The sequence below is a fragment of the Streptomyces sp. NPDC059002 genome (genome assembly GCF_042740435.1).
Taxonomy (GTDB): Bacteria; Actinomycetota; Actinomycetes; order Streptomycetales; family Streptomycetaceae; genus Streptomyces.
Genome location: NZ_JBHYJI010000009.1, coordinates 69,731 through 94,288, shown reverse-complemented (window position 1 = coordinate 94,288; position 24,558 = coordinate 69,731). Strand labels below are relative to the sequence as shown.

The following is a 24,558-nucleotide window of genomic DNA, read 5'->3' as shown; positions in this document are numbered from 1 at the left end:
GACCGGCCCTATGCGCCGGGGCCGGGCAGCGGTTCGCCGAGTTCGGCCTCCACGGCGCCCGCCATCGCGCGCAGCACGCCCAGGGTCCGCGCGGCCTCGGCCTCGTCGACCTCGGTGATGGCGAATCCGACGTGCACGATGACGTACGTGCCGACGGTGGCCTTCGGCGTGTAGGCGAGGCATGCGTCGCGTCGTACGCCGCCGAAGTCGACGGTGGCCATGCGGAGACCGGCGTCCGTCCTGATCTCCAGGACCCGGCCGGGAATGCCGAGGCACATCGCGCTCACCCCTTCACGAGGTTCTTCGCGGGGTTCTTCACGGGGTTCGTCGCGAGGCCCTTCGCGAGGCCCTTCACGAGGCCCTTCGCGAGCCGGGCGGCGGCGACCGCGGCCTGCCCGTAGCTGATGCCGCCGTCGCCCACCGGGACGGCCTCGGGGACCAGCACCCGCAGTCCTTGTGCGCGCAGTCGGCGGCCGACCTCGGCGAGCAGCCTGCGGTTGACGAAGCAGCCTCCCCCGAGGCAGACGGTGCGCGGGGCGCCGTCCGCGACGGCGTGCGCGACCAGTTCGGCGGTCACGGCGGCCAGGGTCAGATGGAAGGCGGCGGCGAGCTCGGGAACGCTCTCGCCGCTGTGCTGCCGGTGCAGCAGATCGATCAGGGTCGGCCCTGGGTCGTACACCCACAGCCCGTCCACCCGTACGACGCGGTGGTCGAGGGGCAGCGCGCGCACGGCGCCCGCCGCAGTCTCCAGGGCCGCCGCGGCCTCTCCCTCGTAACTGACGGAGTCGACGAGGCCGAGCAGGCTCGCCACGGCGTCGAAGAGCCGTCCCGCGCTGGAGGCGCGCGGCGCGTTGATGCCGCGGGCCACCATGGACCGCACGACGGCCGCCTCGGACGGATCGAGCCGCTCGTTGAAGCTCCTGGTCAGCCAGGGGTACGGCCGTGGGCCGCCCAGGAGTTCGGTGCCGTGCAGACAGCCGAGGGCCATCCGGTACGGGTGCCGGACGGCGGCCTCACCGCCGGGCAGCGGCGCGGTCGCGAAGCGGCCCGCCCGCCGGTATCCGGTCAGGTCGGCGACGAGCACTTCCCCTCCCCACAGCGTCCCGTCGTCACCGAGCCCCAAGCCGTCGTAGGCGACCCCGACGAACGGGGTGCGCAGTCCGTGCTCGGCCGCGCACGCCGCCACATGGGCGTGGTGGTGCTGCACGGGGATACGGGGCAGTGACCGGTCCCGCGCCCACTGGGTGGAGAGATAGCCGGGGTGCAGATCGTGCGCGACGGCGCGCGGGGTGACGCCGGTGAGCCGGACGAGATCGTCGTACGCGCGCGTGAAGGCGTCCAGCGTGGCCGCGTCCGCCAAGTCGCCGCCGTGCGGGGAGAGATGGGCGCCGTGCCCGTCCGCGAGGGTGAAGGTGTGCTTGAGCTGGGCGCCGACCGCGACCAGCGGTGTGGGGGCGGCGACCGCAAGGGGCAGCGGCGCCGGGGCGAGACCGCGCGCCCTGCGGACCGTGAGCACGGAGCGGCCCACGGCCTGTACGACCGAATCGTCGTAGCGGGCGCGGATCGGCCGGTCGTGCGCGAGGAATCCGTCGGCGACCGTGGCCAGCGAGCGACGGGCCTCCGTGTCGGCGGTGGCGATCGGCTCGTCGGCGAGGTTGCCGCTGGTGACGACGAGCGGGCGGGCCAGTTCACGGAGCAGGAGGTGGTGCAGCCCGGTGGTGGGCAGGAACAGGCCGACCCCGCGCACGCCGGGACCGACCTCGGGCGCGAGACCGGGCCCACGCCCGGCGAGCAGCACCACGGGGCGCGCCGGCGACTCCAGGAGAGCTCGCTCGGTCCGCGACATCCGCGCCAACTCCCGTACGGTGCCCAGGTCCTGGACCATGACCGCGAAGGGCTTGGCCGGGCGGTGCTTGCGCTCCCGCAGTGCGCGTACCGCCGCCCGGTCGGTGGCGTCGCACACCAGCTGATAGCCCCCGACGCCCTTCACCGCGACGATGCCCCCGCTCTCCACGGCCTTGACCGCGGCGCGCAGTGCGGCCTCACCGCTCAGCTCGTCCCAGGAGAGCCGTGGCCCGCAGTCGGGGCAGGCGAGGGGTTCGGCGTGGAAGCGCCGGTCGGTGGGGTCGTCGTACTCCGCGGCGCAGGCCGCGCAGAGCGGGAAGCTCCGCATCGTGGTGCGGATCCGGTCGTACGGGAGGTCGTCGATGACGGTGGCGCGCGGGCCGCAGTCGGTGCAGTTGATGAACGGGTGGCGGAACCTGCGGTCGGCCGGGTCCCAGAGTTCGCTCAGGCAGGCGGCGCAGATCGCGGCGTCGGGCGGTATCTCCCGGGGTCCTCCGGTCCTGGCACGGGCGGCCTCGCTGTGCCGGATGCCGAAGCCGGACGCGGGCAGCGGGAAGTGCCCGCGTACGGCCGTCACCCGCACCTGCCGCACCCGTGCCAGGACCGGAGCGTCGGTCCGCAGCCGCTCGGTGAACTCCTCGACGGCACACGGCGGTCCGGCGACCTCGCCCCGCACATGGCCTCCGGCGTTCGCGGCCCAGCCGTCCAGGCCGAGGCCGGTCGCGAGCCGGTGCACGAAGGGGCGGAAGCCCACCCCCTGCACGGTGCCGAACACCTCGAAGCGGAGTGCGCTGCGCTCCGGCACGGCCGCCCCCCTCACCCGCGCGCGGCGGCGTCGCGATGCCGCACGATCTCGCCCTCGACGCTCGCGGCCAGCGACTCCACCACCTCCGCGACGCCCGCCGAGAGCCCGGTGCCCAGCGTGCTCTCGGCGCCCTCCACCGCGTACACGACAAGGCGGCCCGGCAACCGGCCGAGGACCCGGGCGAGTTCGACGGCCTCGCCGAGCCCGAGGCCGTGCGAGCTCGTGGTCCGCGGCCGCTCCAGGACTTCGGCGTCGAACGCCAGGCGGTGCACGCGTCCCGGGTGGCCGGGGTGCGCGTGCGCGGCGTCCACGACCACCGCGAGATCCGCGCCCTCCCACGAGCCGATCAGCCGGGCGGGATCGCCGTCGCAGACGGCGAGGACCGTCCCCGGCGGCAAGGGCCTCGCGGCGGCCCGCTCGCGCAGCCGGGCGACCACCGCGGGGCCGACGCCGTCGTCGCGCCGGAACTCGTTGCCGACACCGATCACCGCGATACGTGTCCGAGGCGGCATCGCGCCTCCTTCCGCCGGGCCGTGCTGCCACTGTGCGGACGCCGCGGCCGCCCCGACAGGGGCCGAACGTCCCTCACCGGGGCCGGTTCGCCCCTCCCCGTCCGGCCCGTCCGGTGCCACGGTCCGCAGCAGAGCCCCTGCCAGGGGTGTGCCGGGAGGCGGTGGCAGCATGGACAAGCCCTTGATCGTCGGAGTCGACGGCTCGGACCCGAGCCTGCGCGCCCTGGACTGGGCGGTGGACGAGGCCGTGGTGCACGGTGTGCCGCTGCGTGTCGTCCACGCGTCGCGATGGGAGTGGTACGAGGGCCACGAACCGTCGTTCGGCATCAACCGGTCGTCCGTACAGGTCCTTTCGGACCACATCGCGGCCGCGGCGGTCGAGCGTGCGCTGCGCCGCACCACCGCGGTGAAAGTGACGAGCGAGGTGCTCCCCGAGGATCCGGCCCTCGCGCTCGTACGGCTGAGCACGGAGGCCGGGGCGGTCGTGGTCGGCAGCCGGGGCCGCGGCGAACTCGCCGAACTGCTCCTCGGCTCCGTCAGCCTGTCCGTCGCCGCACACGCCGCCGCACCCGTGATCGTCGTACGCGGCCGCGAGGAGAACCTGCCGGGCGGCCCCCGCACCGTGGCCCTCGGCATCGACGACCCCGAAGAGGCGGCCCCCGCCGTGGAGTTCGCCTTCCGCGAAGCGCAGGCACGCAACGCTTCCCTCACCGCCGTGCACGCCTGGCGCTGCCCCGCGCGGGAGATCCCCGACTTCCCCACGACGGTCCACGAAGAACATCAGGAGCGCGCCGCGGCCCAGGTCGACGCGGCCGTACGGGACGCGGCGGCCGCGCACCCCGAGGTCACGGTCCACCGCGAGACCGCCGAGGGCCATGCCCGCACCGTGCTCCTCGGCCTCGCCCGCACCGCGGACCTCCTCGTGGTCGGCGCCCGCCGCAGGAAGGGCCACATCGGCATGCAGCTCGGCCCCGTCAACCACGCGGTGCTGCACCACGCGCAGTGCCCGGTGGCCGTCGTCCCGCACGCTTGAGGGCGAACTGCCGGGATCGGCCCCGCGCCGCATCTAACCTGACCTCTGAAGACCAGCCAGCTGCCCAGCTGCCGATCTCATCGGAGGTACCCGTGAAGATGCTGATCAATGTGGCCGAGACCGTCGTCGCCGACGCCTTGCGCGGGATGGCGGCCGCGCACCCCGAGTTGGCGGTCGACGTCGAGAACCGCGTGATCGTACGCAAGGACGCCCCCGTCGAAGGCAAGGTCGCGCTCGTCTCCGGCGGCGGATCGGGGCACGAGCCGCTGCACGGCGGGTTCGTGGGTCCCGGGATGCTGTCGGCGGCGTGCCCCGGTGAGGTGTTCACCTCGCCCGTGCCCGATCAGATGGTGCGGGCCGCGGCCGCCGTGGACAGCGGGGCCGGTGTGCTGTTCATCGTGAAGAACTACACGGGCGACGTGCTGAACTTCGACATGGCCGCCGAACTCGCCGAGGACGAGGGCATCCAGGTCGCCAAGGTGCTCGTCAACGACGACGTCGCGGTCACCGACAGCCTCTTCACCGCCGGGCGGCGCGGCACCGGCGCGACCCTCTTCGTGGAGAAGCTCGCGGGCGCCGCCGCCGAGGAGGGCCAGCCGCTGGAGCGGGTCGAGGCGATCGCCCGGCAGGTGAACGAGAACGCGCGGAGCTTCGGTGTCGCGCTCAGCGCCTGCACCACCCCGGCGAAGGGCAGCCCCACCTTCGATCTGCCCGCGGGGGAACTGGAGTTGGGCATCGGCATCCACGGCGAGCCGGGGCGTGAGCGGCGCCCCATGATGACCTCGCGCGAGACCGCCGACTTCGCCGTGCACGCCGTCCTGGAAGACCTCGACCCCCGCAATCCGGTCCTGGTCCTCGTCAACGGCATGGGCGCCACCCCGCTCCTCGAGCTGTACGGCTTCAACGCCGAGGTGCAGCGCGTGCTCGTGGAGCGCGGCGTGCCGGTCGCCCGCACCCTCGTCGGCAACTACGTGACCTCGCTGGACATGGCGGGCGCCTCCGTGACGCTGTGCCAGGTCGACGAGGAACTACTGCGCCTGTGGGACGCGCCGGTCCGCACGGCCGGGCTGCGCTGGGGCATGTGAGAACACCCGGCAGACGGGCAGACCGACACCAGCACGTGAAGACATGAACACACAGACACCCGGAACACCCGGAACACCCGGAACACCCAGAACTCCCGGACAACGCAAGGAGATGCTGTGCTCGACGCCGACTTCTTCCGCCGCTGGATGACGGCCACCGCCGCGGCCGTCGACCGTGAGGCGGACCGGCTCACGGAGCTGGACTCGCCCATCGGCGACGCCGACCACGGCAGCAATCTGCAGCGCGGCTTCACCGCCGTCGCGGCCGTCCTGGAGAAGGAGGCGCCGGGCACGCCGGGCGCCGTCCTCATGCTGGCGGGGCGGCAGTTGATCTCCACGGTGGGCGGCGCGTCGGGGCCGCTGTACGGCACGCTCCTGCGCCGCACCGGCAAGGCGCTCGGCGACGCCGCGGAGGTCGACGCGGCGCGGTTCGCGGACGCGCTGCGCACCGGCGTCGACGCGGTGGCCGCGCTCGGCGGTGCCGCGCCCGGCGACAAGACGATGCTGGACGCGCTGGTCCCCGCCGTCGACGCGCTCGGCGATTCCTTCGCCGCCGCACGGGCCGCCGCGCACGAGGGCGCGCTCGCGACGACTCCGCTGCAGGCGCGCAAGGGCCGCGCGAGCTATCTGGGCGAGCGCAGCGTCGGACACCAGGACCCCGGCGCGACGTCGTCGGCGCTGCTCTTCGAGGCACTCGCCGAGACGGCGGAGGGCGACAACGCACCGGAGGCACACCGTGACTGACCCCACGACCGCGACGGACGAGAAGCTGGTCGGCATCGTCCTCGTCTCGCACAGCGGCCCGGTCGCCGAGGCGGTCGCCGCCCTCGCGGTGGGTCTCGCGGGCGGCGGCACCACCGCCCCGGTGGCCGCGGCGGGCGGCACGGACGACGGCGGGCTCGGCACGAGCGCGGACCGGATCGCGGCGGCCGCGGCCGAGGTGGACCGCGGCGCGGGCGTCGCGATCCTCACCGACCTCGGCAGCGCGGTCCTCACGGTGAAGGCGCTGATCGCCGAGGGCGACGAACTCCCGGACGGGGCACGCCTGGTGGACGCCCCGTTCGTGGAGGGCGCGGTCGCCGCCGTGGTCACCGCGTCGGCGGGCGCCGACCTCGCCACCGTCGAGGCGGCGGCCGCGGAGGCGTACTCGTACCGAAAGGTGTGAGCCGCCCCGCGGCCCGCGCCCCGTACCCCCGAGGACGCTCAGTTCTGCCGCACGAACCGCTGCGCCAGCGCGTCCCCCCGGGCGACCGCGGCCCGGTGGCTCTCGATCGGCTTCGCCTTGGGGCCCTTGAAGAGGATGTACGTGACGCCGGAGTCCGCGCCGCCCCGCTTCGGGTCGGGCCGGATGCCGAGCGCCTTGGCGGTCGCGTACGACGCCTCGCCGATGAGGTCGGTGGGCCCGGTGTCGCCGACGACGGCGTACTGGACCTTGCCGCGGTGGATCACGGCGGCGACGGTGCCGCCCGTGATGCCGTGGGCGGCGTGCTTCCAGCGGCGACTGGGGCCCGGCACGACGACGTAGGGCAGGCGTGCCGCGTCGAGCTGGCGGCCGTCGGACTGCTGGAAGGCCGTGGCGTGGAAGAACAGCGGGTCGGTGCGCCGGTTGCAGGCCTTGGTCGGCCGGCCGTCGCAGTCGATGTCCATGTCGGCCTTCCAGAAGACCGCGCCCCGCTTCGCGCACACCGGGACGGTCGCGCGGGCGCCGTCGTCCGTGCGGAACCTGCCGTGGGAGATCTGCCGGCAGGAGCCGGTCCTCGCGAGCAGGTCCGCGGCCCGCACGGACCCTTCCCTGGCCGCTGCGGGAACCGCCGGGGCTCCCCCGTACCCCCTGCTCGTGGGCGCCGAACTCACCTGGCCGTCAGGGGACTTGACGACCGGTTCGTCCGGCGACTGATGTGCCGCGGCGGGGTACGAGGCGGGGGCCAGCAGGGCGGCTCCGGCAGCGGCGGCCAGGGCCGCCGTTCTGGTACGCACGAGAAGGAACCCTTCGTAGGGGACATATGACGGCTTGTAGGCCAGATATCCCAATCTGGGCCCCGTCGTATGCGCCGTCCACCGTTCGGGGCCCGGACGGCGCACGCCCGCACAATCCGGCACGGCCCGACGCCCGGCACATCCCGCCTCTTGATGTGCCCCCGTCACCTGTGTCAAATAGGTCCGGACCAAGCCGTCGAGTGGAAGGCAGCACCGTGCGACGGACCCCGCACCTGGCCACCCCCCTGACCCTGCTGACCGCGCTGACCGCCGCCGCGCTCGGCGGCTGCGCGTGGAGCGGCGACGAAGCCGGGGACACCCGGCCTCCCGCGGCCCCGCGGGGACTCACCGTGCAGGCGGGCAGCGCCACCACCGCCCACGTCATGTGGAACCAGGCCGCCGACGACACCGGGGTGACCGGCTACGAGGTGTACCGGAACGCCAAGAAGGTCAAGCAAGTGCCGGGCGGGCAGCACATGGTGGACATCGTCGGCCTGACGCCCGCCACCACGTACACCTTCACCGTCCGCGCACGCGACGCCGAGGGCAACGTCAGCGAGGACAGCAGACGCCTCTCCGTCACCACGCCCGCGGCGGCCGCCGCCGACCGCACGGCGCCGTCGCGGCCCGCACGGCTCAAGGGCAAGGCCGCGGGGAGCCGGACGGCCTCGCTGTCGTGGGAGAAGTCGTCGGACAACAGGAAGGTGGCCTCGTACGAGATCTACCAGGGCACCTCGAAGATCCACAGTGTCGGCGGAGCGCAGACGGCGACGCTGGTCACCGGCCTGCGCCCGAACACGACGTACACCTTCACGGTGAAGGCGCGCGACGCGGCCGACAACTTCTCGCCCGCGAGCGAGAAGGTCCGCCTCACCACCGCGGCGGGCAAGGACACCGGGAGCGCGGAGACGGCCCCCACCCGCTTCCGCGCGACGACGCACCGCTCCGACGGGGCGTACTACATCGACCTGTCCTGGACACCGCCGGACACGGGCGGCGCGGTGACGGAGTATCAGATCCAGCTGGACGGCCGCACCGCCACCTCGCTCGTCTTCGGCGGCACGGCGCCGCGCGGCAAGGCCGAGCACAGCTTCTACATCGGCAAGAAGTCCGGGGAGCGGCATCGGATACGGATCCGCCCCAAGCTCCCCGACGGGACGTGGGGCGGCTACACCCCCGAGCGGACGGTCAGCACGGGCCGCCCCTGAGGCTCAGCCCCGCCCGCGCGCGGCGGCCGCCCGCTCCCCCAGCAGGTCCGCCGCGCGCCGGCACCAGTCGCGGGTCTCCCGCTCGAAGGCCACACCGCGCAGACAGGTCAGATAGGGGCCGACGCGCTCGCCGGTGCGCAGGAAGTCCTCCTCGTCCGCGCCGCCGCGCAGCCGCAGCAGCAGCTTCTCCAGGACCTCGATCTTCGCGTCGGCGACCGCGGCCCGCTCCTGGAGCTGCTCGATCACCGGCGCGGCGGCGACGCCGTCCACGGCCTGCACCTTCACCAGGAGGTCGTCGCGGATGAACGACGGCTTCGCGGCGCGGGCGGCGAACCGCTCCATCTCGGCGAGCCCGTCCTCCGTCACGCGGAAGAGGCGCTTGTTCGGGCGCCCCTCCTGGACGACCTCCCGCCCGGCGACGAGGCCGTCCGCCTCCAGCTTGGCCAGCTCCGCGTAGAGCTGCTGCGGAAGCGCGTGCCAGAAGTTGGCCACGCCGATGTCGAATCCCTTGGCCAGCTGGTAGCCGCTGTACTCGCCGTCGAGCAGCGCGGCGAGCACCGCATGTCGCAGAGCCATCGCCCGGTTCCCCTTCCCTTATGTCGCCTCGCACCCCCATCATAGTCATCGATCTGACTACTCAGATTGATGACTATGGAGGACCCATGACGCACCCCACCGCCGCACGCTTCCGCGCCGTCGTCGAGAAGGGCGACCCGGACGCGCTGGAGGAGCTGTTCACCCCGGACGTCCGCTTCTACAGCCCGGTGAAGTTCACCCCCTTCGAGGGCAGGCCGATGGTGCTCGGCCTCTTCGGGGTGCTCCTGCGGACCTTCGAGGACTTCCGGTACGTCGGGTCGTTCACCGGCGATTCGCGCACGAGCGCCGACGGCAGCGAGGCGGAGTCGGCCGTGCTGCTCTTCCGCGCGACCGTGGACGGCAAGGAGATCCACGGCATCGATCTGCTCCACTTCGACGAGCAGGGCCTGATCAAGGAGTTCACCGTGATGGTGCGCCCGCAGTCCGCGGTGCAGACGCTCGGCCGGGCCGTGTACGCGGGACTCGTCGCCGACGGCCTGGCCCCCGCCCCCGAGGCGGGCTGAGGGCGGCCCCTGCCCCGCCCCCGATCGTCCGGGCGAGCCGTGACGGCCGGTCAGCTCTCCGCCGTACGAAGGATTTCGTCACCTGCCCGGATGCCGTCCGCATGCGGTCCGCGCCCGCGGCACGTTGGCTCTTCGTCAGGTAGCACGGGCCGTTTCCCGACCCTCGGCGGCGCATGGGTTGTACCGCCTCCCGTGCCACCGGAGGGCAGACTCATGCGTACCACCCAGATATTCGTCCGCTCCGGCCTGACCGTCGTCGCCGCCGCACTGCCGCTGACACTGGCCGCTCCCGCGTTCGCGGGCGGCGGCATCACCGTGACCGCCACCGGATCGACCGTGCAGGTCACCACGGCGGCCTGCACCGGTGGCACGGCCTCCCTGATGAGCGGCACCAACGCCAGCTTCGCCGGGGGCCAACAGGTGCAGCTCAGCAATGGCAGCGGGTCCTGGCAGAACGTCGGCGCCGGTACCTACACCGTGCTCGTCAGCTGCGCGGACGGCTCGAACGCCGGACCTCAGACCGTCACCGTCGGCAGCACGCCGACGGCCTCCTCGACCACCGCGCCCTCGCGCGGCGTGCGCGGAGGACTCGGGGGCGGTTCCGAGGACCGGGGCACGCTCACGCTCGTCACCGGCGGGGCCCTGGTGGCCGCGGCGGCGACGGGCGGTGTCTGGTACCTGCGGCGCCGGGGCGCCCAGCACCGGGCCTGATCCGAGGTCCACGGCGACCACGGCACCACCGGCGGCCGCCCACCCGTCTTCGCTCCGGGTGGGCGGCCGTCGCATGTCCGGGTCCCTGCCGCACCCTTGCCCGCCCCGGTGAACCGCCTTACCGTCCTCCCAGCCGACAGGGAGGGCGCGCCCATGCCACGACCGCTCAGCGTTCAGCTCTACACCGTGCGCGATCAGCTCGCCGTCGACTGGGCGGGCACCGTGCGCCGACTCGCGGGGCTCGGCTACGGCGCGGTCGAGACGTACGACGTGGTCTCCGATCCCAAGGGTCACCGCCTGATCCTCGACGACCTCGGCCTCACCGTGTCCGGCGCCCATGCCGGGCAGCTGCTCGACCCGGATCCGGGGCCCGCCCTCGACGCGGTCACCACGCTCGGCACCGATCTGGCGATCGTCCCCGCCGGGCTCCCGCACGAGGACTTCACCACGCGCGACGGCCTCGCGCGGGCCGCCGACCGCCTCAACTCCCTGGTGGCACCGGCCCGTCGGCACGGCGTCCGGATCGGCTACCACAACCACTGGTGGGAGATCGAGCCCCGCTTCGGCGCGCGGGAGGGGGAGCCCGCGAGGCACGCCATCGAGGTCCTCGCCGAACTCCTCGACCCCGCCGTGTGCCTGGAGGTCGACACCTACTGGGCGGCCGTCGGCGGCGCCGGGGTGCCCGGGCTCCTGCACCGCCTCGGCGACCGTGTCGTCGCGCTGCACCTCAAGGACGGTCCCGGCACGAAGGACGACCCGAACGTGGCCGTCGGCGGCGGCACCATGCCGGTCCCCGAGATCCTCGCCGCGGCGCCCGGTGCCCGGCGGGTCGTCGAGTTCGACGCGTGCGCGGGCGGCACCGACGGCCTCTTCGACGAACTCGCCGCGAGCCTCACCTATATAACCTCCTTGGAGGCGGCGTGAGTTCGGGCCCGGTCGGCACGGCCGTCATCGGCGCGGGCGTCATCAGCGCCGAGTATCTGCGCACCCTCGGCGGCTTCCCCGACATCCGGGTCCTGGCCGTCGCCGACCTCGACGAGGCGCGCGCCGAGGCCGCGGCCCGCACCCACGGCGTCCCGGTGTGGGGCAGCCCCGCGACGGTCCTCGCACTCCCCGACGTCGAGCTGGTCGTCAACCTCACCGTGCCCGCGGCCCACGCCCAGGTCGCCCGGGACGCCCTGCGCGCGGGCAAGCACGTCTACGGCGAGAAGCCGATCACCCTCGCCCCCGCCGAGGCCGAGAAGCTGCTCGCGGAGGCGGCGGAGCGGGGCCTGCGCATGGGCAACGCGCCGGACACGTTCCTCGGCGCGGGCCTGCAGTCGGCGCTGCGGGCCGTGGCGGCCGGGCACATCGGCACGCCCATGACGGCGACGACCGTGACGCAGAGCCTGGGGCCCGAGGCCTGGCATCCCGACCCCGCGTTCCTCTACCAGCCGGGCGCGGGCCCGCTGTTCGACCTCGGCCCCTACTATCTGACCTCGCTCGTCGCCCTGTTCGGCGGCGTCTCGCAGGTGGCGGCGGTCTCGGCCCGCGCACGCCGGGAACGCTCCGTCGGGTCGGGGCCGAAGGCGGGACAGGTGTTCCCCGTGGACGTGCCGACGCATGTGTCCTCGCTCGTCGAGTTCGCCTCGGGGGTGCGGGCCAACACGACGTTCAGCTTCGACTCGGCGCTCCCCCGCATCGGCTTCGAGATCGCCGGGACCGAGGGCACGCTCGCCGTACCCGACCCGAACACCTTCGGCGGCCCGCTGAAGCTGCTGCCCAACGGCGCCGACGACTGGCGCGAACTGCCCGTGCGGGGACGCCTCGACGGGCGCGGCCTCGGCGTGGTCGACATGGCGCGGGCACTGCGCGGCGGCACCGCCCACCGGGCGTCCGGCGCGCTCGCGCTGCACGTCCTGCAGACCATGACGGCGATCACGCGCTCCGCGGACCGCGCCGAGTTCACCCCGCTCACCACGCGGCTCGTGCCGCCGGAACCGCTGCCCGACGGCTGGGACCCGCGGGAGGCGACACTCGGCTAGCGGACGCCCCGAACTGTTCCGCGGAGCGCTCAGGGGTCCATGGCCACCACGATGCCGAAGCAGGCGAGTATGCCGACCAGGGTGGCGACCGCCACGGCGATCAGCGCGCAGCCGAGCACCCCGGTGATCGCGGCGATCGCCGCCCAGCCGGCCCGCGTCGCCCGATCGGCCCGCTCGACCACGTCACTGCCGGTGCCGTCGTCGCCGTTGGCGCAGGCGTCGCAGCCATGGGTCACGGCGCCTCCAGCTCCGCGATCGTCCGCTCCAGCCACTGCGTCCAGAACGTCTCCAGGTCGATGCCCGCCCGCAGCACCACGTGCCGCAGGCGGTCCTCGACGGCGTCCTTGCCGGGCGGGAAGTCCCGCCGCTCGATCTCCTCGTACTCGGCCAACTGCCGCCTGTGCAGGTCGAGATGGCGGTGCAGATCGGGCTCGATGCCCTCCGTGCCGACGACCGCGGCGGCGCGCAGGCGCAGCAGCAGTGTGTCGCGCAGCGGCTTGGGGTCCTGGCTCGCCGCGGTCCAGCGGGCCAGTTCGGCGCGGCCCGCGGGCAGCACCTCGTACTCCTTCTTCTGCCCGCGGGCCGCGCCCTGCCGTGGCAGGGCGCGGATGGCCCCTTCGCGCTCCAGTCTGCCCAGCTCCCGATAGATCTGCTGGTGCGTGGCCGACCAGAAGTAGCCGATCGACTTGTCGAACCTGCGGGTCAGTTCGAGCCCCGACGACGGCTTTTCGAGGAGGGCGGTCAGGATCGCGTGCGGGAGTGACATGGGGGCCATCCTAGGGACGGCGCCTCACAGGGCGGCGGCAAGCTCCGTGCCCTGCTTGATGGCGCGCTTGGCGTCCAGCTCGGCCGCCACGTCCGCGCCGCCGATGAGGTGCACGCTGCGGCCCGCGGCGAGCAGCTCCTCGTACAGGCCGCGGCGCGGTTCCTGGCCGGTGCAGAGCACGACGGTGTCGACGGGGATGACGGAGGACTGCCCGTCGACGGTGACGTGCAGGCCCGCGTCGTCGATCAGGTCGTAGCTGGCGCCCGCGACCATCGTGACGCCGCGGTGGCGCAGTTCGGTGCGGTGGATCCAGCCCGTCGTCTTGCCGAGGCCCTGGCCGACCTTGGACGTCTTGCGCTGCAGGAGGTGCACGCTGCGCGGCGGCGCGGGCCGTTCGGGCTTCGTCAGGCCGCCGCGGTCGCGGAACTCCATGTCGACGCCCCACTGCCGGAAGTACGTGGCCGGGTCGAGGCTGGCCTTCTCGCCGCCGTCGGTCAGGAACTCGGCGACGTCGAAGCCGATGCCGCCCGCGCCGAGGATCGCGACCCGCTCGCCGACGGGCGCCTCGTCGCGGAGTACGTCGAGGTAGCCCACGACGCTGGGGTGGTCGATGCCGGGGATCTCCGGGATGCGCGGGGTGACTCCGGTGGCGACGACCACGTCGTCGTACGCCGCTTCGGCGAGCTCGTCGGCGGTGACGACGGTGTTCAACCGGACGTCCACGCCGCGCAGTTCGAGCTGGGTGCGGAAGTAGCGCAGGGTCTCGTCGAACTCCTCCTTGCCGGGGACCTTGCGGGCGACGTTGAGCTGCCCGCCGATCTCGGCGGCGGCGTCGAAGAGCGTGACGTCGTGGCCGCGCTCGGCGGCCGAGACGGCGAAGGCGAGTCCGGCGGGGCCCGCCCCGACGACGGCGACGCTCTTCTTGGTACGGGTCGGCGAGAGCACGAGCTCGGTCTCGTGGCAGGCGCGCGGGTTCACCAGGCAGGAGGTGATCTGCAGGTTGAAGGTGTGGTCCAGGCAGGCCTGGTTGCAGCCGATGCAGGTGTTGATGGCCTCGGCCTGCTCGGCCTTCGCCTTGTTGACGAAGTCCGGGTCGGCGAGGAGCGGGCGGGCCAGCGACACCATGTCGGCGGCGCCGTCGGCGAGCAACTCCTCGGCGATCTCCGGGGTGTTGATGCGGTTGACGGCGACGAGCGGCACGGAGACCTCGCCCATGACCTTCTTCGTCACGAAGCTGTACGCGCCGCGCGGCACCGATGTGGCGATGGTGGGGATGCGTGCCTCGTGCCAGCCGATGCCGGTGTTGATGAGGGTGGCGCCCGCGGCCTCGATCTCCTTGGCGAGCCGGACGACCTCGTCGAGGGTCGAGCCGCCGGGCACGAGGTCGAGCATGGAGAGGCGGTAGATGATGATGAAGTCCGCGCCGAGCCGCTCGCGGGTGCGGCGGACGATCTCGACGGGGAAGCGGATCCGGTTCTCGTAGGAGCCGCCCCACCGGTCGGTGCGCCGGTTCGTCGGGGCCGCGATGAACTCGTTGATCAAGTAGCCCTCGGAGCCCATGACTTCGACGCCGTCGTAGCCCGCGAGCTTGGCCAGCTCGGCGGCGCGCACGAAGTCCTCGACGGTCTGCTCGACCTCGTCGTCCTCCAGGGCGCGCGGCACGAAGGGGCTGATCGGCGCCTGGAGCGCGCTGGGCGCGACGAGCTTGTCGTGGTAGGCGTACCGCCCGAAGTGCAGGATCTGCATCGCGATCTTGCCGCCCTCGGCGTGCACGGCGGCGGTGATGACCTTGTGCTCCTCGGCCTCTTCCACCGTGGTCAGCTTGGCGCCGCCGTCCCAGGGACGGCCCAGCTCGTTCGGGGCGATGCCGCCGGTGACGATGAGGCCGACGCCGCCGCGGGCGCGGGTCGCGTAGAACTCCGCCATCCGCTCGAAGCCGTTCGGCGCCTCTTCCAGGCCGACGTGCATGGAGCCCATCAGGACCCGGTTGGGCAGGGTCGTGAAACCCAGGTCGATCGGGTTCAGCAGGTTCGGGTAACGGCTCATGCGGCCCCTCCGTACGCGATGTCCACAGAACAGTTGTAGACGACGCGCATGCCATTGTGCAACTAGTTGCATAAAGCGTCGGCGCCGGCATCAGCGCGATGTCCGAATCCCGCCAGCCCCGCCCTCGCGCGAGACGCAGACTGGAGCCAGCAACCGAACGTATGAGGAGAGTCCGATGACCGTCTACACGACGATCGACAGCCCGCTGGGCGAGCTGCTGCTGGTGGGCGAGGCATCGGCCACCGCCAAGGGCGGCACCGCGCTCGCCTCGCTGTCCATGCCAGGACAGAAGGGCGGGGCCGTCGTCCAGGACGGCTGGCTCCGCGACGACGAGGCGTTCGACGCGATCGCCGACCAGCTGCGCGCGTACTTCGCCGGGAGCCTGACCCACTTCGACATCGAGTACGTCACCGGGGCGGGCACCGACTTCCAGCGCAAGGTCTGGGGCGCCCTCGACGCCGTGCCCTACGGCACCACGACCACCTACGGACGCCTCGCCGAACAGCTCGGCCTCTCCCGCGCCGCCGTTCGCGCCCTCGGCACGGCCATCGGCCGCAACCCGCTGCTCGTCGTGCGCCCCTGTCACCGCGTGATCGGCGCCGACGGCTCCCTCACCGGCTACGCGGGCGGCCTGGAGCGCAAGCAGCGGCTCCTCGACCTGGAGGCGGCATGACCACCACCGCACGACGGGCCGGAGCGGCCGTCGACGCGGCGGACTGGCCCGCGATCGCCGCCGAACTCGACGCGCACGGCTGCGCGCTCACGCCCCGGCTCATCGACCAGGACCAGTGCCGCGCGATCGCGGAACTGTACGACGACGACACGCTGTTCCGGTCCACGGTCGACATGGCGAGGCACCGCTTCGGCTCGGGCCAGTACCGCTACTTCGCCGAGGAACTCCCGCCCGTCGTCGCCGAGTTGCGGGCCGCGCTCTACCCGCACCTGCTGGCCGTCGCACGCGACTGGGCGGCCCGCCTCGGCCGCCCCGCGCCCTGGCCCGACGCCCTGGCGGAGTGGCTCGACCAGTGCCGTGCGGCCGGCCAGACCAAGCCCTCGCAGATCCTGCTGCGCTACGAGGAGGGCGACTGGAACGCCCTGCACCGCGACCTGTTCGGGGACATGGTCTTCCCGCTCCAGGTCGTCATCGGCCTGGACGAGCAGGGCGTGGACTACACGGGCGGCGAGTTCCTGCTCGTCGAGCAGCGGCCGCGGGCCCAGTCCCGGGGCACCTCCACGGTCCTCGCACAGGGCCACGGCCTGGTCTTCACCACCCGCGACCGCCCGGTCCGCTCGGCCCGCGGCTGGTCGGCGGGCCCGGTGCGGCACGGGGTGAGCACGGTGCGCTCGGGGCTGCGCAGGTCACTGGGGCTCGTCTTCCACAACGCCTGAGCCGGACGCGGGCCCGCCGTCGGAGAGCCCGCTGACGCGCAGCGTGATGTTCAGCCGCCCGGCGAGCCCGAGGTCCGGCGGCGCGGTGCCGGGCAGGATCTTCGGCACCGCGTGGTACGCGAGGCGCGAGGGCCCGCCGAACACCACCAGGTCCCCGCTGCGCAGCTCGATGTCCGTGTACGGCTTCGTGCGCGTCTCGGTGTTGCCGAAGCGGAACACACAGGTGTCGCCGAGGCTCAGGGACACCACGGGGGCGCGGGACTTCTCGTCGCTGTCCCGGTGCATGCCCATGCGGGCGTCGCCGTCGTAGAAGTTGATGAGCGCGATGTCGTAGGCGTACGCATGCTCGTCGCCGTACGCCCCGCCCTCCGCCAGGACCGTCCGCGCGGCCCCGACCGCCGCACGGCCGAGTTCCGCGAGCCACGACGGCATCGGCTTCACCGGCGCCCCGTCACCGTCGACCGCGCTGCGCGCGTACCCGTACGGGAACCAGTGCCAGCCGAGCCCGACCTGCCGGGCCGTCATCCTCCCGCCGCCGGGAAGCCGCACCTCCCGCAGTCCGGCGGGAGGCATCGCCCACACCCTGCAGCGTTCGACCAGCGCCCGCTGCTCCCGTATGTCCAGCCAGTCCGGCACGTGCACGGCTCCCGGAGCGACCTCCGTCCGGTCGCGGGGGAACAGTTCGCTCATGGAATCCATCATGCGCCCGGACGGCGATCGGCCCCACGGCCTACACCCAAGGCGCGGCGACGTCGGTGTTCTTCGCCCTCATGTCCTTGCTGTCGAGCAGTCTCCTGCAGATCGCCCTGCCGAGGCCGGGCACACGCATCAGGCGACCCATCCCCGCGCGCACGATCAGCTCTTTGCGGTCCTGCGGAGTGAACATCCGTCGCCCGGTGACCAGCGCGCTGTCCTGCTGGGCGTGGATGAACGGCCTCATCCGCGCCTCCCAGGCCCGCAGCGCGCCGGGCACGTCCCCGTGGTGACGCCGGAGCATGGTGCCAAGGAGTTCCCCGCCGGCGATTCCGCTGGAGACCCCCATGCCCGAGTACAAGGTCATGCACCAGGCGGCGTCGCCGACCAGGACGACCCGGCCGCGGCTCCAGCTGGGCATCTTCACCTGCTGCACCGAGTCGAACAGGGCATCCGGGGCCTGCTGGTAGCGGTCGAGGAGCCCTTCGAGGAGCGGGCCGGTGGGCTCGGGGCCGAACGCGGCACGGAGGGACTCGACAGGGGGACGGCTGAACTCGGCGTCGATGTCACGGGTGCGGTAGGAGAACAGCAGGCTCGGGGCCCGGTCGGCGAAGGGAAAGACCCACGCCGAACGCCCCGGCTCGGCCAGGATCAGCCCATCGGACAGACCGAATCCGTCGACCGGCCTGTCCAGGAGAGTGACGGCGATCATGTAGTTCAGGGGATACAGACAGCGCTGAGGGGCGAAGGCGAGTCCGCGCACCGTGGAGCGCATGCCGTCGGCGCCGACCACCAGGTCGAAGCGCTCGTCGGCGGTGGTGTCGGCCGCGGTGTCGCGCAGTGAGACCCGGACGCCGGACTCGTCCTGGACGATGTGGGTGGGCACGGTGGAGTAACGGATCTCCACATCCTCCGGCAGCGCTGCGAACAGCCCCTGTTCCACATCGCCGCGCAGCAGCGGGCGGGGGCCTCCGTCGAAGGACCCCAGATTCACTCTGGGACGACGGTTGCCGCTCCGGTCGACGTCGTACAGGGCTATCCGCGGGCCGCCGCGGTCACCGATCCGCTCCAGCACGCCCAGGCGTCCCGCCGAGGCGACACCCGAGCCGAACAGCGCGATGTAGTAGCCGCCCGAGCGCCGGGTGGGCGCCCGTTCGACCACGACCGGCTCCCAGCCGACCTGCCGCAGCCGCACCGCCGTGGCGATGCCCGCGATCCCGAGCCCGACCACCAGCGCCCGGCCTCCCCTGCCCGAATTCGACATGGCGGTTCCCTCTCCTGTGCGTCAACGCGATGGATGCGGCGGTCACTTCGGTCCGGACAGCCAGGCGATGGTCGCGGTACGAGCGCCGTACTTGGCTCCCAAGGTCACGCCTTCCTTGAGCACAGCCGCGGAACGGCCCGCGAGATACTGCCGCCGCGCACTGTCATCGCGCCGGGACAGCTGGATCACACCGTCCCGTCGGCCGAGGGAGAGTCCCGTTCCGAAGTACCCCATGGAGTACGGCTCGGGCTCGCGCCCCCGGATCGTCCGGGCCAGCGTGTCCGCCGCGTGGGCCCCCTGCGGGCCCGCCGTCTGACAGGCCGCACGGGAACCGGGGACGGCGGCACAGTCGCCGACGACGAAGATCCGCGGATCGCTGACACTGCGAAGATACGGGTCCACGAGGGCGCGGCCCCGGTCATCGACCGCCAGGCCGCTCCGCCCGGCCAGGTCGGGAATGCTGCCGAGGACGGCCCACAGGGTCAGGTCCGCGTGCAACGGGCCGTCCGGGTCCGACCGCAGCAGTATCTTGTCGGCGCCCCTCTCCCCCTCTCCGCGCAGCACTTCCGTCACGGAATCCTCCAGGACCGACACCTTCAGTCGCTCAAGGCCGGCGCGGACCCGACGACGAGCGCCGTCGGAGAAGGCGGCCGCGAGCCGGCTGCCCACCAGGCGCACACGCAGATCCGGACGCGCCTCGGCGACCTCGGCGGCGGTCTCGATGCCGGTCGCTCCGGTACCGATGACCGTCACCGTGGCGCCCGGAGGAAGATCCGCCAGTGCCGTACGGGCGCGCTCCGCGCCCTCCCACGTGCCCACCGCGACCGTGCCCGGCAGAGGGGACACCGTGCTCCCCACGGCCAGGACGAGGTGGTCGAAGTCCACGGACTCACCGGTGTCCAGGACCACGCTGCCATCGCCGATCTTTCCCACCGTCGCCAGCCGCGACCGGACCCCGGCACGCAGCATCTCCGCGAGAGGGGTCGTGACCTCGCCGGTTCCGGCGATCTGCTGGTGCAGTCGCACCCGTTCCACGAACTCAGGACGCGGATTGATGACGGTGATCTCCGCCTCCGGCACCTTCTTCGCCAGTCGGTTCGCCGCCAGGGTTCCGGCGTACCCGGCGCCTGCCACGACAATCTTCATGGATACCTCCTCTTTCGGCGGGGTCGTTCGCGGGGTTGCGGTTGCGGCCTCATGCGGCACGACAACACCGCCCCATGCAGTACGACGACACAGCCCCTCGATGTGTGAGGCGAGGCCCTGCCGGACGGCGCCTCCGCACGGACGTCGCTGCCCTGTGGATGACGGCAGGATGAAGGCACCATTGCAATGGCCGGAAAACTGTTCTGAACTGCCGCTGTTCCGGGCTACCTTCCTCGCACTCGATCACTCGTGATCACTCGCGATCACGGCACCACCCAGGAAGGACACTCGTGCGCGCACCCCGCACCCGGTCCACGGCAGCCCTCATCTCCGCGGCTGTCGCCGTCCCGATCCTGTTCGCCGCCGCACCTCAGGCAGGCGCCGAAGGACACGGACACCAGAGCACGGCGCAGAGCGCCAGGCAGACGGATCAGGCCAAGCAGACCAAGCAGGCCAAGAAGCTGGCGAAGAAGCTGGTGAAGAAGTCCACCGCCAAGAGCGCCTACCGCCATCTGGAGAAGTTCCAGGAGATAGCGGACGCCAACGGTGGCAACCGCGCCGCGGGCACGCCGGGCCACGAGGCCTCCGCCCGGTACGTCCACGACCAGCTCAAGAAGGCCGGTTACCAGGTCTCGTACCAGAACTTCACGTTCCCCGAGTCCGCCACGCAGCGCGAGAAGCTCACGCTCCGCTCCCCCGGCCAGGGCGAACTCGCCACCAAGGCCTTCGAGTTCAGCAAGTCAACGCCGCAGGGCGGCCTGACGGCGAAGCTGGCCGCGGCCCGGGTGGACGAGACCCCCGGCTGCACCCCCGACGACTACAAGACCGACACCTTCACCGGCAAGATCGCCCTGGTGAAGCGCGGCACCTGCACCTACGCCGAGAAGGAGGCGGCCGCCGCGCAGGCGGGCGCCGCGGGCATCCTCGTCTACAACCACTCCGGCGACAAGCCGGCCGCGGGCAGCGTCGGCGACCCGTCCCAGGCGCACATCCCGGCGGCCGGTCTCAGCAAGGCCGACGGCGAGAAGCTCGCCGAGGACCTCGCCAAGGGCGAGGTCGAGGTGAACCTGGACGTCGCCACCACGACCACCCACCGCAAGACCCGCAATGTCATCGCGGAGACCCGCGGCGGCCGCGCCGACCAGGTGGTGGCCCTGGGCGCCCACCTGGACTCGGTGCCCGAGGGCCCCGGCATCAACGACAACGGCTCCGGCTCGGCCGGTCTGATCGAGGTCGCCCAGAAGCTCGCCAAGGCGACCGACGGCGGCAAGAAGCTGACCCACAAGGTCCGCTTCGCCTGGTGGTCGGCGGAGGAGATCGGCCTGCTCGGCTCCGAGCACTACGTGAAGCAGCTGAGCGCCAAGCAGCAGAAGGACATCAAGCTCTACCTCAACTTCGACATGATCGCCTCGCCCAACCCGGCGTGGCTCACCTACGACGGCGACGACTCCGACAAGGAAGGCGCGGGCCCCGGCCCGGCCGGTTCCGCGCAGATCGAGAAGCTGATCGAGAAGTACCTCGGCAAGCACGGCATCCAGACCGAGGGCTACGACTTCGACGGCCGCTCCGACTACGGCCCGTTCATCGCGGTCGGCATCCCCGCGGGCGGCACCTACACCGGCGCCGAGGAGATCAAGACCCCGGAGCAGGCGGCGAAGTGGGGCGGCACCGCGGGCGTGGCCTTCGACCCCAACTACCACGGCCCGGGCGACACCCTGAAGAACATCGACATCAAGGCGTTCGACCTCAACATCGATGTGATCGCGAACGCGGTGGGCACGTACGCGCATGACCTGAGCTCGCTCAAGTCATAGCCCCCCCTCGTCACCCGTCGACGTGGGCGTCGGCACGGCTCCGCTGCCAGTACGTGACCTCGGCGTCCAGCTCTTCGTACGGCGTCCGCCCCGGCAGCGCGACGGTCACCGGCGGCCCCGCCGTGCCACGCCCCGCCCCGTTGGCCGCGAAGGTCAGGGAGACCTTGTCGACGGTGACGTAATCATCGGGCTCCCACGCCATGAGGATGCCCGCGTACGCGGACTCGCCGGGACCGAGCGTCACCGGTTCCCGTGGCGCGGTGTCGCGGGGCGCGGAGACGGCCGACGAGGAGTCCCCGATCTTCAGGCGGGGCGCCCCGAAGGCGACACAGGGCGCTCCGCCGGTATTGGTGGCGGTCAGCATGAGGTCGCCCTCGGGGTCGTCGGCGACACGCGCCTCGGTGGTGGCTCCGGTGCAGGCGGGCGGCAGGTCCGTGCGGGACGGCGTCGGCGTGGGCTCGGCGGCGGGGCTCGCGGTGGTCGGCTCGGCCGGTACCGACGACGGCACGGCCGCCCCGGCCCCGCGGTCGTCGCCGTCGCCGGACGTCCCGCAGGCCGTGGCCGTCAGGGCCGCCGTCACGGCGAGCGCCGCCGCGAGCACCCCTCGCGAGCCCGGCATCGTACGCATCGCTCCGCTTCCCCCTTCGTGCCGCACCACCCGGCACGTGATCGTAGGGGAGTCAGAAGGGCCATGCCCAGTCGGCGACTTCGGGCAGGTCGGTGCCGTGTGCGCGGATCCAGGAGTGGTGGCGGGTGCGGGCGTCGGTCATGGTCTGGCGTACCGCGGTGGCGCGTACGGCGAGGCCGGGGACGCGGTCGATGACGTCCATGACGAGCCGGTAGCGGTCCAGGTCGTTGCGGACGACCATGTCGAAGGGTGTGGTCGTGGTGCCCGCCTCGGTGTAGCCGCGCACGTGCAGGTTCGGGTGGCCGGTGCGGCGGTAGGCGAGGCGGTGGATGAGCCAGGGGTAGCCGTGGTAGGCGAAGATCACCGGCTTGTCGCGGGTGAAGAGCGCGTCGTACTCGGATGCGGGCATGCCGTGCGGGTGTTCCTCGCGGGGCATCAGTCGGGCGATGTCGACGACGTTGACGACCCGCACGGCGAGTTCGGGCAGGTGCTCGCGCAGCAGGGCGGCCGCCGCGAGGACTTCCTGGGTGGGCACGTCGCCCGCGCAGGCCAGCACGACGTCCGGGTCGCGGGTGCCGTCGTCGGTGCCCGCCCACTCCCACACGCCCGCGCCGCGCGCGCAGTGCGCCCGGGCCCGGTCCAGGGAGAGCCAGTCGAAGCAGGGCTGCTTGCCCGCCACGATCACGTTGACGTAGTCGCGGCTGTGCAGGGCGTGTTCGGCCACCGAGAGCAGCGTGTTGGCGTCCGGCGGCAGATAGACGCGGACGACGTCGGGGCTCTTGTTGAGGACGTGGTCGACGAAGCCGGGGTCCTGGTGCGAGAAGCCGTTGTGGTCCTGGCGCCAGACGTGCGAGGTGAGCAGGTAGTTGAGGGAGGGCACGGGTGCGCGCCAGGGCAGGGCGCGCGCTGTCTTGAGCCACTTGATGTGCTGGTTGACCATCGAGTCGACGAGGTGCACGAACGCCTCGTAGCAGGAGAACAGGCCGTGCCGGCCGGTGAGGTGGTAGCCCTCCAGCCAGCCCTGGCAGACGTGTTCGGACAGGACCTCCATCACGCGGCCGTCGCGGGCCAGGTGCTCGTCGGTGTCCAGGGTCGGTGCCTGCCAGGCCTTGCCGGTGGCCTGGAAGAGGTCATCGAGCCGGTTGGAGGCTGTCTCGTCGGGGCCCACCACCCTGAAGTCGCGCCGCTCGGCGGTGTCGGCCATGATCCGGGCGAGGAGTTTGCCGAGTACCCGGGTCGGCTCGTGCAGGGTCGTGCCGGGTTTGTCGACGGGGACGGCGAACTCCTCCAGCGGGCGCAGCGGCAGGGTCCGGGTCAGCACGCCGCCGTTGGTGTGGGGATTGGCTCCCGGACGCCGTCGGCCCACGGGGATGCAGTCCAGGACCTCCGCGGTCGGACGACCGTGCGCGTCGAAGAGTTCCTGCGGGCGGTAGGAGCGCAGCCAGGCCTCCAACTGCCGCAGATGTTCCGGGTTTTCGCGTACGCCGGACAGCGGGACCTGGTGGGCGCGCCAGGTGCCCTCGACCTGTGTGCCGTCCACCGTCGCGGGTCCCGTCCAGCCCTTGGGGGTGCGCAGCACGATCACCGGCCAGCGGGCCCTGCCCTCGTGCCCGCCTGCCGCGCGGGCGGCCTGCTGGATGCGGGCGATGCGGTCCAGGGCCCGGTCCATGGCCTTGGCCAGGTCCCGGTGCACCTGCCGCGGCTCGTCCCCGGTGACGTGCAGCGGGTCGTGGCCGTATCCCTTGAGCAGCGCGTCGAGTTCGGCCTCGGGCAGGCGGGCGAGGACGGTCGGGTTGGCGATCTTGTAGCCGTTGAGGTGCAGGATCGGCAGGACCGCGCCGTCGTGGACCGGGTCGAGGAACTTGGTGGAGTGCCAGGAGGCGGCGAGCGGCCCGGTCTCCGCCTCGCCGTCGCCGATCACGCAGGCGACCAGGAGGTGGGGGTTGTCGAAGGCGGCTCCGTAGGCGTGCGCGAGGGAGTAGCCCAGTTCACCGCCCTCGTGGATCGAGCCGGGCGTCTCGGGCGCCACGTGGCTGGGCACCCCGCCGGGGAAGGAGAACTGGCGGAACAGCTTCGCCATGCCCTGCGCGTCCCGGGTGATGTCCGGATAGGTCTGCGTATAGCTGCCCTCCAGCCAGGAGTTGGCGAGCACCGCGGGGCCGCCGTGCCCGGGGCCCCATACGCACAGCGCGTTCAGGTCGCGTTCGGTGATGACGCGATTGAGGTGGGTGTGGACGAGGTTGAGCCCGGGCGATGTCCCCCAGTGGCCGAGCAGGCGTGGCTTGATGTGCTCGGGGCGCAGCGGCTCGGTCAGCAGCGGGTTGCTCATCAGGTAGATCTGGCCGACGGCCAGATAGTTGGCGGCTCGCCAGTGGGCGTCCAGGGCTGCCAGGCGGTCCTTCACCACGGGTGCTCCTCGGGACGACGGGAGGTGCGACGACAGGGGTGCACTGGGCGCGGGTGCCCCGCGACCCCCCGGTCAGTCGCACGCGGCTCCGCCGCGGACCACCCT

At 72.7% G+C, this 24,558-nt stretch carries 25 protein-coding genes; 12 read left to right on the top strand and 13 right to left on the bottom strand.

What is annotated here, in order from left to right; all coding sequences use genetic code 11:
- Positions 1-8 precede the first annotated feature (8 nt).
- From ACFWZ2_RS11195 to ACFWZ2_RS11185, 3 genes are read right to left on the bottom strand one after another with little or no spacing between them, the layout of a single operon-like run.
- A complete protein-coding gene (locus tag ACFWZ2_RS11195; RefSeq protein ID WP_384544723.1) occupies positions 9-278 on the bottom strand; it encodes a HypC/HybG/HupF family hydrogenase formation chaperone in 270 nt (89 codons plus the stop codon).
- A gap of 5 nt (positions 279-283) precedes the next feature.
- On the bottom strand, positions 284-2,650 hold the full coding sequence (gene hypF, locus ACFWZ2_RS11190; protein ID WP_384544721.1) for a carbamoyltransferase HypF: 2,367 nt from the start codon (positions 2,648-2,650) through the stop codon (positions 284-286).
- An 11-nt stretch (positions 2,651-2,661) separates the two neighbouring features.
- Positions 2,662-3,162: a hydrogenase maturation protease gene (locus ACFWZ2_RS11185; RefSeq protein ID WP_384544719.1), complete on the bottom strand. Its 501-nt coding sequence runs from the start codon at positions 3,160-3,162 to the stop codon at positions 2,662-2,664.
- Positions 3,163-3,331: 169 nt separating this feature from the next.
- Between ACFWZ2_RS11185 and ACFWZ2_RS11180 the strand changes: the two genes are divergently transcribed.
- The 4 genes from ACFWZ2_RS11180 to ACFWZ2_RS11165 all read left to right on the top strand — a co-directional run bounded on the left by ACFWZ2_RS11180 (position 3,332) and on the right by ACFWZ2_RS11165 (position 6,445).
- The gene (locus ACFWZ2_RS11180; protein ID WP_384544717.1) at positions 3,332-4,195 is read left to right on the top strand and encodes a universal stress protein; all 864 of its coding nucleotides are present in this window, start codon (positions 3,332-3,334) and stop codon (positions 4,193-4,195) included.
- Positions 4,196-4,287: 92 nt separating this feature from the next.
- The gene (gene dhaK, locus ACFWZ2_RS11175; RefSeq protein WP_384544715.1) at positions 4,288-5,280 is read left to right on the top strand and encodes a dihydroxyacetone kinase subunit DhaK; all 993 of its coding nucleotides are present in this window, start codon (positions 4,288-4,290) and stop codon (positions 5,278-5,280) included.
- Positions 5,281-5,397: 117 nt separating this feature from the next.
- The gene (gene dhaL / locus ACFWZ2_RS11170; protein ID WP_384544713.1) at positions 5,398-6,024 is read left to right on the top strand and encodes a dihydroxyacetone kinase subunit DhaL; all 627 of its coding nucleotides are present in this window, start codon (positions 5,398-5,400) and stop codon (positions 6,022-6,024) included.
- Positions 6,017-6,445: a PTS fructose transporter subunit IIA gene (locus ACFWZ2_RS11165; RefSeq protein ID WP_384544711.1), complete on the top strand. Its 429-nt coding sequence runs from the start codon at positions 6,017-6,019 to the stop codon at positions 6,443-6,445. The genes dhaL and ACFWZ2_RS11165 overlap by 8 nt, the downstream gene beginning before the upstream one ends.
- 38 nt (positions 6,446-6,483) lie before the next feature.
- Here ACFWZ2_RS11165 and ACFWZ2_RS11160 read toward each other — a convergent pair whose 3' ends face one another.
- Positions 6,484-7,257: a glycoside hydrolase family 75 protein gene (locus ACFWZ2_RS11160; protein ID WP_384544710.1), complete on the bottom strand. Its 774-nt coding sequence runs from the start codon at positions 7,255-7,257 to the stop codon at positions 6,484-6,486.
- A gap of 215 nt (positions 7,258-7,472) precedes the next feature.
- On the opposite strand from ACFWZ2_RS11160, the gene ACFWZ2_RS11155 reads away from it, so the two are divergent.
- Entirely contained in the window at positions 7,473-8,465 is a 993-nt protein-coding gene (locus tag ACFWZ2_RS11155) for a fibronectin type III domain-containing protein (RefSeq protein ID WP_384544708.1), read from the top strand.
- Between the two features lie 3 nt (positions 8,466-8,468).
- Here the strand turns inward: ACFWZ2_RS11155 and ACFWZ2_RS11150 are convergent, their stop codons facing one another.
- Positions 8,469-9,041 carry a PadR family transcriptional regulator gene (locus tag ACFWZ2_RS11150; RefSeq protein WP_384544706.1) on the bottom strand — a complete coding sequence of 191 codons (573 nt, stop codon included), beginning with the start codon at positions 9,039-9,041 and terminating at the stop codon, positions 8,469-8,471.
- 86 nt (positions 9,042-9,127) lie between these two features.
- Here ACFWZ2_RS11150 and ACFWZ2_RS11145 point away from each other — a divergent pair, with 86 nt between their 5' ends.
- The 4 genes from ACFWZ2_RS11145 (at position 9,128) to ACFWZ2_RS11130 (ending at position 12,300) form a co-directional block, all read left to right on the top strand.
- Positions 9,128-9,565: a nuclear transport factor 2 family protein gene (locus ACFWZ2_RS11145; RefSeq protein WP_384544704.1), complete on the top strand. Its 438-nt coding sequence runs from the start codon at positions 9,128-9,130 to the stop codon at positions 9,563-9,565.
- Positions 9,566-9,778: 213 nt separating this feature from the next.
- Positions 9,779-10,276 (top strand): hypothetical protein, encoded by a 498-nt coding sequence (locus tag ACFWZ2_RS11140; protein ID WP_384544702.1) that lies wholly within the window; start codon positions 9,779-9,781, stop codon positions 10,274-10,276.
- A gap of 153 nt (positions 10,277-10,429) precedes the next feature.
- Complete coding sequence (locus ACFWZ2_RS11135) at positions 10,430-11,200, top strand: sugar phosphate isomerase/epimerase family protein (RefSeq protein WP_384544700.1); 771 nt, start codon at positions 10,430-10,432, stop codon at positions 11,198-11,200.
- Positions 11,197-12,300 (top strand): Gfo/Idh/MocA family protein, encoded by a 1,104-nt coding sequence (locus ACFWZ2_RS11130; RefSeq protein ID WP_384544698.1) that lies wholly within the window; start codon positions 11,197-11,199, stop codon positions 12,298-12,300. The genes ACFWZ2_RS11135 and ACFWZ2_RS11130 overlap by 4 nt, the downstream gene beginning before the upstream one ends.
- Positions 12,301-12,329: 29 nt before the next feature.
- Here the strand turns inward: ACFWZ2_RS11130 and ACFWZ2_RS11125 are convergent, their stop codons facing one another.
- Genes ACFWZ2_RS11125 through ACFWZ2_RS11115 form a run of 3 tightly spaced genes read right to left on the bottom strand, consistent with a single transcriptional unit; the run spans position 12,330 to position 15,112 of the window.
- Positions 12,330-12,536: a hypothetical protein gene (locus ACFWZ2_RS11125; RefSeq protein ID WP_384544696.1), complete on the bottom strand. Its 207-nt coding sequence runs from the start codon at positions 12,534-12,536 to the stop codon at positions 12,330-12,332.
- Complete coding sequence (locus tag ACFWZ2_RS11120) at positions 12,533-13,066, bottom strand: PadR family transcriptional regulator (RefSeq protein WP_384544694.1); 534 nt, start codon at positions 13,064-13,066, stop codon at positions 12,533-12,535. Before ACFWZ2_RS11120 ends, ACFWZ2_RS11125 begins: the two co-directional genes overlap by 4 nt.
- Before the next feature lie 24 nt (positions 13,067-13,090).
- Positions 13,091-15,112: an FAD-dependent oxidoreductase gene (locus ACFWZ2_RS11115; protein WP_384544692.1), complete on the bottom strand. Its 2,022-nt coding sequence runs from the start codon at positions 15,110-15,112 to the stop codon at positions 13,091-13,093.
- Between the two features lie 175 nt (positions 15,113-15,287).
- On the opposite strand from ACFWZ2_RS11115, the gene ACFWZ2_RS11110 reads away from it, so the two are divergent.
- Together ACFWZ2_RS11110 and ACFWZ2_RS11105 are read left to right on the top strand one after the other, a co-directional pair.
- Positions 15,288-15,785, top strand: a complete 498-nt coding sequence (locus ACFWZ2_RS11110) for a methylated-DNA--[protein]-cysteine S-methyltransferase (protein ID WP_384544690.1) — start codon at positions 15,288-15,290, stop codon at positions 15,783-15,785.
- Positions 15,782-16,501: a 2OG-Fe(II) oxygenase gene (locus tag ACFWZ2_RS11105; protein ID WP_384544688.1), complete on the top strand. Its 720-nt coding sequence runs from the start codon at positions 15,782-15,784 to the stop codon at positions 16,499-16,501. Before ACFWZ2_RS11110 ends, ACFWZ2_RS11105 begins: the two co-directional genes overlap by 4 nt.
- On the opposite strand, the gene ACFWZ2_RS11100 is transcribed toward ACFWZ2_RS11105, so the two are convergent.
- Genes ACFWZ2_RS11100 through ACFWZ2_RS11090 form a run of 3 tightly spaced genes read right to left on the bottom strand, consistent with a single transcriptional unit; the run spans position 16,472 to position 19,604 of the window.
- Entirely contained in the window at positions 16,472-17,191 is a 720-nt protein-coding gene (locus ACFWZ2_RS11100) for an alpha-ketoglutarate-dependent dioxygenase AlkB family protein (protein ID WP_384544686.1), read from the bottom strand. The genes ACFWZ2_RS11105 and ACFWZ2_RS11100 overlap by 30 nt on opposite strands.
- Positions 17,192-17,231: 40 nt before the next feature.
- The gene (locus ACFWZ2_RS11095; protein WP_384544684.1) at positions 17,232-18,458 is read right to left on the bottom strand and encodes an FAD-dependent monooxygenase; all 1,227 of its coding nucleotides are present in this window, start codon (positions 18,456-18,458) and stop codon (positions 17,232-17,234) included.
- Between the two features lie 42 nt (positions 18,459-18,500).
- A complete protein-coding gene (locus ACFWZ2_RS11090) occupies positions 18,501-19,604 on the bottom strand; it encodes an NAD(P)/FAD-dependent oxidoreductase (protein WP_384544682.1) in 1,104 nt (367 codons plus the stop codon).
- Positions 19,605-19,894: 290 nt separating this feature from the next.
- Here ACFWZ2_RS11090 and ACFWZ2_RS11085 point away from each other — a divergent pair, with 290 nt between their 5' ends.
- Complete coding sequence (locus ACFWZ2_RS11085) at positions 19,895-21,418, top strand: M28 family metallopeptidase (RefSeq protein WP_384544680.1); 1,524 nt, start codon at positions 19,895-19,897, stop codon at positions 21,416-21,418.
- A gap of 10 nt (positions 21,419-21,428) precedes the next feature.
- Here the strand turns inward: ACFWZ2_RS11085 and ACFWZ2_RS11080 are convergent, their stop codons facing one another.
- The gene (locus ACFWZ2_RS11080; RefSeq protein ID WP_384544678.1) at positions 21,429-22,046 is read right to left on the bottom strand and encodes a DUF4232 domain-containing protein; all 618 of its coding nucleotides are present in this window, start codon (positions 22,044-22,046) and stop codon (positions 21,429-21,431) included.
- A 52-nt stretch (positions 22,047-22,098) separates the two neighbouring features.
- Positions 22,099-24,489: a phosphoketolase gene (locus ACFWZ2_RS11075; RefSeq protein ID WP_384544867.1), complete on the bottom strand. Its 2,391-nt coding sequence runs from the start codon at positions 24,487-24,489 to the stop codon at positions 22,099-22,101.
- Between the last annotated feature and the right edge of the window lie 69 nt (positions 24,490-24,558).